The organism is Niallia tiangongensis (assembly GCF_044704065.1).
GTDB classification, from domain to species: domain Bacteria; phylum Bacillota; class Bacilli; order Bacillales; family Cytobacillaceae; genus Niallia; species Niallia tiangongensis.
In genome coordinates, this window is record NZ_CP162613.1 from 367,270 (window position 1) to 380,516 (window position 13,247).

At 35.0% G+C, this 13,247-nt stretch carries 11 protein-coding genes; 9 read left to right on the forward strand and 2 right to left on the reverse strand.

What is annotated here, in order from left to right:
* The first annotated feature begins 189 nt into the window (after nt 1-189).
* The 3 genes from AB3U99_RS01895 to murB all read left to right on the forward strand — a co-directional run bounded on the left by AB3U99_RS01895 (nt 190) and on the right by murB (nt 4,029).
* Complete coding sequence (locus tag AB3U99_RS01895) at nt 190-1,770, forward strand: histidine kinase N-terminal 7TM domain-containing protein (protein ID WP_400245108.1); 1,581 nt, start codon at nt 190-192, stop codon at nt 1,768-1,770.
* 255 nt (nt 1,771-2,025) lie between these two features.
* Nucleotides 2,026-2,844, forward strand: coding sequence for an ABC transporter ATP-binding protein (locus tag AB3U99_RS01900; protein ID WP_400245109.1), 819 nt, complete (start codon nt 2,026-2,028; stop codon nt 2,842-2,844).
* A gap of 288 nt (nt 2,845-3,132) precedes the next feature.
* Entirely contained in the window at nt 3,133-4,029 is an 897-nt protein-coding gene (murB, locus tag AB3U99_RS01905) for a UDP-N-acetylmuramate dehydrogenase (protein WP_400247930.1), read from the forward strand.
* A gap of 112 nt (nt 4,030-4,141) precedes the next feature.
* Here murB and AB3U99_RS01910 read toward each other — a convergent pair whose 3' ends face one another.
* Nucleotides 4,142-4,753 (reverse strand): VanZ family protein, encoded by a 612-nt coding sequence (locus tag AB3U99_RS01910; protein ID WP_400245110.1) that lies wholly within the window; start codon nt 4,751-4,753, stop codon nt 4,142-4,144.
* A gap of 161 nt (nt 4,754-4,914) precedes the next feature.
* Between AB3U99_RS01910 and AB3U99_RS01915 the strand changes: the two genes are divergently transcribed.
* Together AB3U99_RS01915 and ilvD are read left to right on the forward strand one after the other, a co-directional pair.
* Nucleotides 4,915-5,847, forward strand: a complete 933-nt coding sequence (locus AB3U99_RS01915) for an aldo/keto reductase (protein WP_400245111.1) — start codon at nt 4,915-4,917, stop codon at nt 5,845-5,847.
* A 422-nt stretch (nt 5,848-6,269) separates the two neighbouring features.
* Nucleotides 6,270-7,946 carry a dihydroxy-acid dehydratase gene (gene ilvD / locus AB3U99_RS01920; protein WP_400245112.1) on the forward strand — a complete coding sequence of 559 codons (1,677 nt, stop codon included), beginning with the start codon at nt 6,270-6,272 and terminating at the stop codon, nt 7,944-7,946.
* Between the two features lie 86 nt (nt 7,947-8,032).
* Here ilvD and AB3U99_RS01925 read toward each other — a convergent pair whose 3' ends face one another.
* Nucleotides 8,033-9,064: an AI-2E family transporter gene (locus tag AB3U99_RS01925; protein ID WP_400245113.1), complete on the reverse strand. Its 1,032-nt coding sequence runs from the start codon at nt 9,062-9,064 to the stop codon at nt 8,033-8,035.
* Nucleotides 9,065-9,510: 446 nt separating this feature from the next.
* Here AB3U99_RS01925 and AB3U99_RS01930 point away from each other — a divergent pair, with 446 nt between their 5' ends.
* The 4 genes from AB3U99_RS01930 (at nt 9,511) to AB3U99_RS01945 (ending at nt 12,998) form a co-directional block, all read left to right on the forward strand.
* Nucleotides 9,511-9,642 carry a MerR family transcriptional regulator gene (locus AB3U99_RS01930; RefSeq protein WP_400245114.1) on the forward strand — a complete coding sequence of 44 codons (132 nt, stop codon included), beginning with the start codon at nt 9,511-9,513 and terminating at the stop codon, nt 9,640-9,642.
* A gap of 69 nt (nt 9,643-9,711) precedes the next feature.
* Complete coding sequence (locus AB3U99_RS01935) at nt 9,712-9,840, forward strand: hypothetical protein (protein ID WP_400245115.1); 129 nt, start codon at nt 9,712-9,714, stop codon at nt 9,838-9,840.
* Nucleotides 9,841-10,042: 202 nt separating this feature from the next.
* Nucleotides 10,043-11,347, forward strand: a complete 1,305-nt coding sequence (locus AB3U99_RS01940) for a hemolysin family protein (RefSeq protein WP_400245116.1) — start codon at nt 10,043-10,045, stop codon at nt 11,345-11,347.
* A gap of 229 nt (nt 11,348-11,576) precedes the next feature.
* A complete protein-coding gene (locus AB3U99_RS01945; protein ID WP_400245117.1) occupies nt 11,577-12,998 on the forward strand; it encodes a PTS mannitol transporter subunit IICB in 1,422 nt (473 codons plus the stop codon).
* Nucleotides 12,999-13,247 lie beyond the last annotated feature (249 nt).

The window sequence follows — 13,247 nt, forward strand, 5'->3', positions numbered from 1 at the left end:
CTCTGTTTTTTTCGTGCGAATTTGATAAGCGAGGGTTATTGAAATCGTATGGCTATGTATTAAGAGGGAATATTTCACTTCTTACTAGTAACCACTTTTTACAAGATTTATAATAGATGAAAAGAATATAAAGAAATGGGGAAACAAAATGAAAAAGAGAAAGATGACAAAAAAACAGGGGTAAACTAAATGGATCAAACAGTAATGGTATATATTGTTTTAATAACAATGTCTGGTGCATTGCATGTCATATTAGCAATTATTGCCTATATGAATAGACATGCGTTTGAAGGCATGAGGACCTTTTTATGGTTTTCATGTTTTATAGCTATTTATGCGTTTGGATATGCATTAAGTCTTGCTAGTACAACGATAAAAGGAATGGAATTCTGGACAGCCATTCAATATTTAGGCATGCCGTTTTCAGCGCCTGCTACATTAATTCTTGTTTTACAATATATTGGCTACGATAGACATTTAAATAAAAAAACGTACTTTCTCTATTATTTAATCCCGTCTATATCCTTTTTGCTCCTTGTGACAAATGATTATCATCATTTATTCTATCAATCCGTCTATTTAGAATATCGCAACGCAACTCCTATTATGCAAATTACAGTAGGACAATGGTATTTAATACATGGTGCGTATACATTCGGGACGCTTGCGATTGCTTTTGTGCTCCTATCTATCTATTGGTTTAAAGGGGAATCTAGACAAACGAAACAAGTAGTCATTCTGTTAACAGGAATCCTTGTTCCTATCGTCGCTTCTTTTTCTTATTTAATAGGATTAACTCCAAGTAGCTTAGATACTGTTCCAATTGCCATGTTATTTTCTAGTTCTCTTTATTTATATTCGATCATATCGACGAAGTTTTTATTGGTTCCGCCCATAGAAAAGGACTATATATTTGAAAGCATGGGAGATGCTGTTCTTGTATTAGATCAAACTTATCACATTAAAGATTTTAATAAGGCTGCTTATACTATATTTACAAATGTGAATATAGGGGAGCATATAGCAGCTGTATTAGGAGTGGATAATCAGATCCTCCCTCTATTGAAAAAAGTCCATGCAGAATCAGTAATATTGGAATCAGAGATGGGTAATGGACCTTCGAAAGAATATTATCAAGTAAAGATTTCCTCGATAAAAAGAGGAGAGTCAACAATTGTCGGTACTACTATAATTTTCACTAATATTACGGAGCAAAAAAAGGAACAGTTGAATTTAACGAAACTAGCATATACAGATGTGTTAACTCAAATATATAATCGGGCTTATGTTCTATCAATAGGCGAAAAGATGTTTGCCTCTCATGATAAGATGGCTGTTGTTTTGTTTGATATTGATCATTTTAAGAAAATAAATGATACTTTTGGACATTTAGGTGGAGACGAGGCGCTGAAGCATATAGCAAATCTTTGTAAAAGTATGGTTCGGGAGAATGGAATATTTGGACGATATGGTGGGGAGGAATTTATTCTCTTTTTATTTGGTACAGAAATGAAAGGCGCTGTTGTCATTGCTGGAAAGTTAAGAAGATTAATAGAAGAGTCGCCATTACATTATAATGAAAAAGTGATAAATATAACTGCAAGCTTTGGTGTTGCGGTAAAGGAAAAAGATATCGCGCTTTCTCCGTTGATTCATGAGGCAGATAAAGCATTATATGCTTCCAAAAGAGAAGGGAGAAACACTGTTAGGTTGGCAGCTAATGGGGAATATATTACATTATCATCTGTGATAGCAGCGGGAAAATATTGAGTATTACTAACTATTTCTATGTTTGCAATGGAAGTAAATAATACCCTAAATATTTTAAATAGTATTGAATGTAAGCTTTATTCAACCTATAATAAATAATGAAAATCATTATCAATCAGATTTTTGAATAAAGATATCCAATAAATGAGAAAATAGGTTAAGTGTAAAAAGGATTATTTTAACAGGTGTTTAAATCAACAGAAAAATGTTATAGACAATTAATAATAGAAATACAAACGAAGGAGGGGAGAACAAATGGATATACTGTCTACAGATCAACTTAAAATTGGTTACGAAGATAAAATTATCGTCAATGACTTAAATTTACATGTCCAAGAGGGAAAAATCACTACTATTATTGGACCAAATGGTTGTGGGAAATCAACGATATTAAAAACACTTGCGCGGATTCACAAGGCGAAAGCAGGATATGTTTATCTTGATGGAGAAATGATTCACAAAATACCAACAAAAAAAATTGCGCAAAGAATGGCAGTGCTTCCTCAATCTCCAGAAGCTCCTAATGGATTAACGATATTTGATTTAGTATCCTATGGTCGATCTCCTCATCAAAAAGGCTTTGGACGCTTAGGGGAGAAAGACAAAGAAGTAATAAATTGGGCGTTGGATGTCACGGGGTTAACTGAACTGAAAAACCAGGAAGTGGATACGTTATCAGGTGGGCAGCGACAAAGAGCATGGATTGCCATGGCAATTGCACAGGAAACAAATCTTCTTCTTCTAGATGAGCCAACAACCTATTTGGATATGGCTCATCAATTGGAAGTTTTGAAATTATTAAAGAAATTAAATGAAGAAGAAAATCGAACTATTGTGATGGTTATTCACGACCTTAATCACGCAGCAAGATTTTCGGATCATATGGTTGCAATGAGAAATGGTCAATTAATGAAAGAAGGAACAGCAGAAGAAGTAATGACAGAAGAGGTATTAAAAGAAGTCTTCCAAATAGATGCTGTCGTAGTAAAAGACCCGAGAACAAATAAACCAGCATGCCTTTCCTATGATTTATTGCACCAAAAGGAAAAAGAATTAGTAATGGCCGCTAAGTAATCAATAAAAAGAGATTGCTTAGCTTTTTTTGTATTATCCAACCTGTTAATAGCTTGTTTACCATCCAGCATGAGTACAATTCGCTTTCCGTTCAGTAGGGAAGGAAAATCAAGTTGGTCTTCCCCTTTTCTTAGCATGAAGAGAAGGGTATTTTCATATAATGGGATTGAGTATGGTTTCACATAAATTTGCTTATTAGCGTCGTACCATTTTATAATTTTGGTATACTATTAGAATAGTGTAGTCAGAAATACGTACAGAAGGTTGAGATTAATGGATAAAAACATAATGATTAAAAAATTTCTAGAAATTTTGCCTAACGAAAGTGTAAAGGTTGATGAGGCCTTAAATAAATATACGTATACTAAAATTGGTGGAAAGGCTGATTTCTTGCTTTTTCCTCTTACGTACGAGCAATTACAGTCTGCGTATAAATTGGCATTAAGCGAAAATGTACCAATCACAATTTTAGGAAATGGTTCGAATGTATTAATTAGAGATGGCGGAATTCGTGGAGTCGTATTTAATTTAACAAGGCTTGATGCTATTTCCCTTGAAGGCAATAAAGTGATTGCTCAAAGTGGTGCTCCAATTATTGAGACATCTAGATTTGCGCTAGAGCATTCTTTAACAGGACTGGAGTTTGCTTGTGGTATTCCTGGTTCAGTAGGTGGAGCGTTGTATATGAACGCAGGTGCTTATGGTGGAGAAGTTTCTGACGTATTGGAAACGGCAAAAGTTTTAACTAGCACTGGTGATATTTGCACGGTAACAAAAGCAGAATTAGAGCTTGGCTACCGTACAAGTAGTATCGAGAAAAATGGCTGGGTAGCGTTAGAAGGAACTTTTTCTCTTGAAAAAGGAACTTATGCAGATATCAAAGCGAAAATGGATGAGCTTACTTTCTTAAGAGAATCAAAACAACCATTGGAATATCCTTCATGTGGAAGTGTGTTTAAAAGACCACCTAACCACTTTGCTGGAAAGCTTATTCAAGACAGTGGACTCCAAGGCACAAAAATTGGCGGTGCACAAGTATCTACAAAGCATGCTGGTTTTATTGTGAACGTAGAAGAGGCAACAGCAAATGACTATCTATCTTTAATAAAGCATGTGCAAAAGACGGTAAAAGAAAATTTTAACGTAGACCTTGAAACAGAAGTAAGAATCATTGGGGAAGAATAGAAAAGCTGCCCATAAAAGGTATTAATGTTGGAGGATAGGAGCATCTGAAAAAGAAGGATTCTTTTTCAGATGCTCCTTTTTATCTAAAGCTAGCATTTTTAAATGGTTAGTGTTAACGCCTTTGTAACAATCTTCGCGCGAATTGCCTCATAATTAAAAAGAGAAAATAGCCAACCATTGCTCCAAAGATATTTAGAATGAAATCATCTATATCAGCAGCTCTATCTACAGTGAAGAAAAATTGAATAATCTCAATAGAAAGGGAGCAGAGAATAGCAAGTCCTAGTATAACGAAGGCTCTAAGTCGCTTTTTATACAAAAAAGGTAGTAGAAGACCGAATGGGATAAATAAAAGGATGTTCCCAAGAGTATATAGCATCCAAAAAAAGGGCGGTTTATATTTGTATTGATATAGAATTTGAACATAAGGAATTAGATTCATTTTTCCGTCAGTTAGACTTGGGGGAGTAAAGTGAAAAGGCTCTAATGTTACATAGATCACTGTCAGCATATATAAGAAAAATAGATTGAGCGGAAATTCTCTTGAAATTAGAATCTTTTTTCGCTGATTGTTTTGTTGAATTCGAAAATATATCCATAATGGAACGATAAGAAGAAGAATAAAAGGAAAATTTAATTGCAGCTGAACGCCGCTCATCGACCATAGTGTAATAAAGAGAAGGAGAAAAATGATAAAAAAAATTCCACTTTTTAATACATGCACAGATAATCGAAGTCCTTTCTTTTGTTTGTTCTCCTAAAAGTATATGATGCTTGTTCAAAAATAGAATACTAAGCGAATTACTTTACTCTTATTACAGAAATACGCATACTAGGAGTGAAAGAAAATAGTTGTCTATATACTAATGAAGGAGATGAATCTTTTTGAGTAGTAAAGTTCAAATAGGTCAAACGGCTATGCATGTTACGAAGCTAGGATATGGTGCGAACTCTGTCGGTGGTCATAATTTATTTCCGAATTTAAATGATGAAACGGGAAAAAATGTAGTAAGAAATGCATTGGATACTGGGGTTGATTTTCTTGATACAGCTTATGTATACGGATTAGGAAGATCAGAGGAGTTAATTGGAGAGGTGCTAAAGGAAAGAGGTAACCGCCAAGATATCGTCATTGCAAGCAAGGCTGCTCATAAGTTAGTGGATGGCAAAATCCAACTTGATAATAGTAGAGAGTTTTTACGTAAATCTGTAGAAGACAGCTTAAAACGACTGCAAACAGATTATATTGATTTGTTCTATGTTCATTTTCCAGATGATGTCACTCCAATGGCTGAAGTGGCAGGGACGCTACAAGAGTTAAAGGAGGAAGGGAAGATTCTCGCAGTTGGAGCTTCAAATTTGGATGCTGAACAACTAAAGGCATTTAATCAGGATGGCTATTTAGAAGTATTCCAAGCAGAATACTCTTTATTTAAAAGACAAGCAGAGGAAATGTACTTACCATATTGTGTCGAGCATAACATTAGCTTTGTTCCATATTTTCCTTTAGCTTCTGGACTATTGACAGGAAAGTATTCAAAGGATTCCACTATTAGTGATGGCAGAAAAAATAATCCTCTATTTCAAGGAGAGGCATTTATTCAAAATGTAGAAAAGGTGGACCAATTAAAGCAAATGGCGGAAGAAAAAGGCTTTGATGCAACACATTTTGCATTAGCGTGGTTATTAGAACAGCCTGCAGTTGATGTGATTATTCCAGGAGCGAAATCAACTAGTCAGCTCAAGAATAATCTTAGAACCTTAGAAGTGACGTTAACGGATGAAGAAGTGAAGCAAATTAGTGAAATATTTTCATGAAAGTTATGAACATATGGCAATATTTATTAAATAGAGAATAATGAAATCAATAAAAAAGCGATGAAGGGATAGTAGAGACTTCATTGCTTTTATTTGCATATAGAGCTTTTTTACAGCAGCATTAAATGAATTCACCAACAGGAAAAATTATTCTTATATAATATTAAACTGGTTGGGAATTCATCGAGAAGCAAAGGGTAATAAGAATACAAAGGTGATAGTGTGAGAAGTTCTAACATTATTCGTCAAAAAAATCCTAATTTAACAATGTTTTTGTCTTTTGGTAAGACTGCTAGCCAAAATCGATTTCTATACATAATCAAAAGAAGAAATTATACCAATTTTGCTTTTATAGTGTTACAATAAATAAAAGTTTAAATATACAGATTTTTCGCTTTAGTCGGATAATTGGAGGGGTAGAAGTGACACAATTGAGAAGTAATATGATAAAGAAGGGATTCGATCGTGCGCCACATCGAAGCTTATTGCGAGCTGCTGGTGTGAAAGAGGAGGATTTTGATAAACCATTTATTGCTGTAGTCAATTCATATATTGATATTGTTCCAGGACATGTTCATTTACAGGAATTTGGAAAAATTGTAAAGGATGCAATAAGAGAAGCTGGTGGCGTTCCATTTGAAATGAATACGATTGGTGTGGATGATGGAATTGCAATGGGGCATATTGGTATGCGTTATTCTTTGCCAAGCCGTGAAATTATTGCAGATTCCATTGAAACGGTAGTTGCAGCACACTGGTTTGATGGAATGGTTTGTATTCCGAACTGTGACAAAATTACACCAGGAATGATGATGGCCTCCCTGCGATTAAATATTCCTACTATCTTTGTAAGTGGTGGCCCGATGAAGGCTGGGGTTACTAGTGATGGCAGAAAGATTTCCTTATCATCTGTGTTTGAAGGAGTAGGAGCTTTCCAGTCAGGTAAAATTGATGAAAGTGGCCTAAGAGAATTAGAGCAATTTGGTTGTCCGACCTGTGGTTCTTGTTCCGGTATGTTCACTGCAAATTCAATGAACTGTCTTGCTGAAGCATTAGGTCTTGCGTTGCCTGGAAATGGGACAATTCTTGCGGTAGCTCCTGAGAGAAAAGAATTTGTAAAGAAATCTGCTAAACAGCTGATGCAATTAATAAAAGATGATATTAAACCTAGAGATATTGTGACAGAAAAAGCGATCGATAATGCATTTGCATTAGATATGGCATTAGGAGGATCAACGAATACTGTTCTTCATACATTGGCATTAGCACATGAAGCAGGTGTGGATTATCCGCTTGAAAGAATCAATGAAGTAGCATCAAGAGTACCTCATTTGTCTAAGCTTGCTCCTTCTTCTGATGTACATATTGAAGATTTACACGAAGCTGGAGGAGTTTCAGCGGCTCTTTATGAGCTATCCAAAAAAGAAGGGGCTCTCCATTTAGATACATTAACTGTTTCTGGGAAAACACTCGGAGAGAATATCGCTGGATGCAAAGTGAAGGATTATCGTGTTATTCGTCCAATCGATGATCCTCATACATCAACAGGAGGATTAGCAGTCTTGTTTGGTAATCTTGCTCCTCAAGGTGCAATCATTAAGACAGGTGGGGTTCAAAACGGAATTCAACGTCATGAAGGGCCAGCTATTGTGTTTGACTCACAGGATGATGTATTAGAGGGATTAGTGAAAGGAAAAGTGAAGGAAGGGCATGTTGTTATCATTCGCTATGAGGGACCAAAAGGAGGACCGGGAATGCCGGAAATGCTAGCACCTACTTCACAAATTGTTGGAATGGGTCTTGGTCCAAAAGTTGCGCTTGTAACAGATGGGCGTTTTTCGGGTGCCTCTCGCGGTATTTCTATCGGTCATGCTTCACCAGAGGCGGCAGAAGGAGGACCGTTGGCATTTGTTAAAGATGGCGATCATATTGTGATTGATATTGAAAATCGTACAATGGATGTTGTCGTACCTGAGGAAGAATGGGAACAAAGGAAAGCAGAATGGAAAGGTTTTGAATCAAAAGTAAAAAGCGGCTATTTAGCACGTTATTCCAAGCTTGTGACATCTGCGAATACAGGAGCAGTATTGAAGTATTAGTTTGGTAATGTTTATTAATGAAAAAGCAGGTTGGATACACGGTATAAAGTGTATCCAACCTGCTTTATTGCTCATTAAAAGCTTGTCTATTCCTTTATTATTTCTTTTTTTCTAATAGGATCCATACTTTGTACCTGTAGGATATCTAAAAGGAAAACAAACACAGGTATCCCAATAATTAAGCCCCATACTCCAAAGAAATGCTCAGAGAAGATAAGGACAATAAAAGTGAAAAACACAGGTAAATTTGTTTTCGAGGACATTAACTTCGGATTAAGTATATAGGCCTCAATAGCATGGATAATACAAATAAATATAACCAATATAATAATATAGGTGTAGCCGCCTATGGTGTATCCAATTGTTAACAATGGTATTAGGGAAATAATAACCCCTGCAACTGGGATAAGACCGAAGACAAATATCATCAGAGATAAGCCGAGTAATTGAGGGAAATCAAGAATCCATAATCCGATAGTCGTTAAAATACAATTCACTAAAGCTATAATTACTTGAGCCTCTAGTACTTTCCCAAATGTTAATACAAATTTTTTGCCGAAAAACTCAATTTCGTTATAAAAAGGTGCTATTTTACTTGTACGAAAGTTTTCTTTATATTTAATTAAACGCGGCTTCTCCAAAAGGAAGAAGAAGCTTAGGATAATAGCTAGTATAAATTGAATACTGATAGAGCTGATGCTGGAAAAATATTTGACGACAATGCCAAGTCCTTGTTCCAAATAGTTGTTAATTTGTCTTTCTTGAATGATGGAAACAATATAATTTAAGACCGCATTATCATGTGGACGGGAATAAAAATCCATTACCTGTCTACCTAATGCCGTTATTTCTTCCACTAGCATTGGCAAATATTTAATAAAGCTATAGGAAAGAATTCCGATGGTTATAAGATAGAGGATGCTAACTATAACATTTCGTTTAACGTGAATTCGCTTGGAGATAATCTTTTCCATGCGATCCATTAAAAATGAAAGAATAAAGGTAAAAAGCATTAAATTTATCATGCTTCTAAGAGCATAGATGCCCAAAATGATTAAAGCAAAGATAAAAAACCTTTTTACGCTTTTATTAGTAAGAAAATTGATAATTGTTTCCACTCCATTTCCCCTTTTTTGATATATTTTCTCTTTCTATCTATCTTCCTATATTTTAACCTAAATTGTATTTTAATAATATAAAAAAGGCGACATTTTGCGAAAAATTAGCAGCTGCAAAAAGAGGTATACTATATAGGAAGTTTTTGTGCTTGAATCTTCTCTCCTTCCACTTATATAATTAATAAATAGGCGGTTTTCTAAAGGTTGTTGTTTTTTAATAGGTAAAATTAATAGATAGAAATACTGAGCAGCCTGAATACACGTAGACTCTTAGGGGAGCTAGGAGAAAGTCCGAGACTCTATAGGTGGGAGTAGACCGCGGCTCGGCGCTCGCCCCATGGAAAACGGAGTGTATTTAGGCTATGGGTTCATAGCAACAAACTTTACGAAAACATGCTAATTAGTAAAACTAAAACGTTATGGTAAGGAGGAGAAGCGATGGGGATGTGAAATTAAGAATTGGTGATTTAGCAAAAGTTACTGGTGTAATAAAAAGAATCATTGATTATTATACAAACCTTGGTCTTCTTCAAGCAGAACGCTCTCAAATAAATTATCGTTACTATAGGGAAGAGTAGATAGAACAAATTATAGCTATTGAGGAATTTAAAAAGAGAAAGCTAACACTCGAGGAAATTAAGGAACAATTGAATAATCATAAAATGGATTCCTTAGACATTGAGGAACTGAAAGCAAATATGAAGAATCTGAATGGAAAAATTCATCAGATGCTTACAACAGTAGATATTCAGGACCAACATAAAAAAAGGGATTAAAGAAATACTATATCACATGAAAGTATTTCTTTAATCCAAGCGCTGTTGCTATTGCTAAATTAACTGTTATTTTATAAGAAGCATTTATTTATATAATTAAGTAGTAACTTTACAAGCAACAGGGTCTCTCCTTTTGTACGGGAGAAATGCCACGTGTGGCTTTTATTAATCAGGAGGTGTAAGCCCCTTTACGGGCTACTTATTGGAAATTTTTAATTTGATTTTATTTGTGATATTAATTGCATTAACTGCTTTTTTCGTTGCAACAGAGTTTGCGATTGTGAAAGTCAGGAGTTCTAGAATTGATCAGCTAGTTGCTGAAGGGAAAAACGGTGCATTAGCAGCAAAAAAAGTAACGACACATTTAGATGAGTATTTATCAGCATGTCAATTAGGGATAACAGTTACAGCCTTAGGATTAGGTTGGATTGGGGAATCTACTTTTGCAGGAATTCTAGAGCCTCTATTTGTTAAGTTATCTATTGGGAACGCATTATCGCACTTGATTGCCTTTATTATTTCCTTTTTACTTGTAACCTTTTTGCATGTCGTTGTTGGAGAACTTGCTCCAAAGACGGTTGCAATTCAAAAAGCAGAATTAATAGCATTAACCTTTGCTACACCAATTATTTGGTTCTATCGAATATTATATCCTTTTATTTGGTTGTTAAATGGATCTGCACGACTTTTGACAAGTATCTTTGGATTAAAGCCAGCATCAGAACATGAACTTGCCCACTCGGAAGAAGAGTTAAGAATCTTAATGTCAGAAAGCTATAAAAGCGGTGAAATCAATAAAAATGAACTAGCATATGTAAATAATATTTTTGAATTTGACGAACGGATTGCCAAAGAAATTATGGTACCAAGAACGGAAATGGTTACCATCAGTGTGGACAATACGTTTGATGAAATAATGAATATATTAGAAGAAGAGAATTATACTCGTTATCCATTAGTGAACGGGGATAAGGACAATGTAATCGGATTAATTAATATTCGGGAATTTCTAACGGCAAGCATTCAAAACAAACAAGAGATTCAATTAGAGGAATATATGAAACCGATTATTCGCGTGATTGAAACGGTTCCAATTCGAGAATTATTAATTAAAATGCAAAAAGAACGCACACATATGGCGATTCTGCTTGATGAATATGGTGGTACTTCAGGTATTGTGACAGCAGAGGACATATTAGAGGAAATTGTTGGGGACATCAGAGATGAGTTTGATGAGGACGAAATTTCTGACATTCGCAGAATTAAAGAGGATCATTATATTCTTAATGGGAAAGTATTGATTAGTGAAGTAAATGACCTTTTAGGTACGAATTTATCTGAGGATGAAGTGGACACGATTGGCGGATGGTTTTTAACTAATAATTTTGAAGCGGTTGAAGGCGATATCTTGGAAGAAGAAGGATATATCTTTAAAATTAAAAATATTGAAGAACATCATATCCACTTTATCGAAGTGATGAAAGATACAAGTGTAGTGGAAGTTTAAACGAAATCGTTTATTTAAGGAGAAGGGGAAACCCTTCTCTTTTTTGTTGCAGATTTGTATAAATTAGTGTTTTTTTGGAATCTTAAATAGAGCTTAATGCTGATTTTATTGAATTTTATCAATTTAATTGTGTCAGCATTGTGTCTGTCAAAAGTGTATTTAGTTTAAATTGTTATTAAGCTGTAAACGCTTTATTATTAAGATATGAAATATAAGGGGGTTAAACAAAATGTCAAACGAAAATAAAAATGGTTTTCGTGTAAAAATACAGCGTTTTGGTAGTCATTTAAGTGGTATGATTATGCCTAATATAGGAGCGTTTATCGCATGGGGGTTAATTACAGCATTGTTCATCCCAACAGGTTGGACTCCTAATGAAGAGCTAGCTAAACTAGTTAGTCCAATGATCACTTATTTATTACCGTTATTAATTGGTTATACTGGCGGTAAAATGGTTTACGGAGAACGTGGTGGTGTTGTTGGTGCGATTGCTACAATGGGAGTTGTCGTTGGAGCGGATATTCCGATGTTCCTTGGAGCAATGGTAATGGGTCCACTTGGTGGATTTTTAATCAAAAAAGTGGATGACTTATTTAGAGGTAAAATTAAAGCTGGATTTGAAATGCTAGTCAATAACTTCTCAGCGGGAATTCTTGGGGCAATTATTGCTATTATTGGTTTTCTATATGTAGGCCCAATTGTTGAGGGTATTAGTAGTCTTTTATCAAGTGGAGTACAATGGATTGTAGATGCAAAATTATTGCCTCTTGCAAGTATTTTCATTGAGCCAGCAAAAGTATTGTTCTTAAATAATGCAATTAACCAAGGTGTTTTAGGTCCAATTGGAGTAGAACAAGCCAAAGAAGTAGGAAAATCGATACTATTCTTATTAGAAACAAACCCAGGACCTGGTCTAGGTGTTCTATTAGCTTACTGTCTATTTGGTAAAGGTACTTCCAAGCAAACAGCTCCAGGTGCAGTTATTATTCATTTCTTAGGGGGGATTCATGAAATATACTTCCCATATATCCTAATGAAGCCAGCCTTACTATTAGCTGTAATCGGTGGTGGAATGGGTGGAGTATTCACCTTTACATTATTTGATGCTGGTTTAGTAGCAACTCCATCTCCTGGTAGTATCATTGCATTAATGGCGATGGCACCAAAAGGACAACATTTAGGGGTTATTGCTGGTGTTGTAGTTGCGACTATTATTTCTTTCGTAATCGCAGCAATTATCTTGAGAACAAGCAAAGATAAAGAAGAAGATATTAGTGCAGCAACAGAAAAAATGGAAGCTTTAAAAGGGAAAAAGAGCTCAGTAGCAGGTGCTTTGACTACTGCAACTTCTGAAACAACAGAATTTGATTACAAATCAGTGAAGAAAGTCATCTTCGCTTGTGATGCTGGTATGGGATCTAGCGCGATGGGCGCATCTATTATGCGAAATAAAGTGAAAAAAGCAGGAATTGAAGGAGTAGATGTTACAAATACTTCTATTGCAAACCTTCCAAATGATGCAGATCTTGTTATTACACATAAGGATTTAACAGATAGAGCAGTAGCTAAATTACCAAATGCACATCATGTTTCTGTTGAGAATTTCATGAACAGTCCTAAATATGATGAAATTATTGAGAAATTAAAATAAGCTTATGCTTTAATCAGAGACTGTCGGCTAAATTTTGGTCGGCAGTTTTTGTTTTTTGGATCCTTTTTTCTAAAAATGTTTTTTTTCAATAGGGAAAATAATTATTAGAAATAATGAGCAGATTGAAAACGCGTAGACTTGGGAGGGAATTAGAGAGAAGGGGAGAAACGAGGCATCTGAAATTAAATCGATGCTTAATGGAAAAGGAATGTAGTAAATTTTCAGTATTTATAGATAAAAACAGGGGAT

What these genes read in the sequence shown, in the direction of transcription:
- AB3U99_RS01895 (WP_400245108.1), top strand. Translation starts at nt 190, where the DNA reads ATGGATCAAACAGTAATGGTATATATTGTTTTAATAACAATGTCTGGT.
- murB (WP_400247930.1), top strand. Translation starts at nt 3,133, where the DNA reads ATGATTAAAAAATTTCTAGAAATTTTGCCTAACGAAAGTGTAAAGGTT.
- AB3U99_RS01900 (WP_400245109.1), top strand. Translation starts at nt 2,026, where the DNA reads ATGGATATACTGTCTACAGATCAACTTAAAATTGGTTACGAAGATAAA.
- AB3U99_RS01945 (WP_400245117.1), top strand. Translation starts at nt 11,577, where the DNA reads ATGTCAAACGAAAATAAAAATGGTTTTCGTGTAAAAATACAGCGTTTT.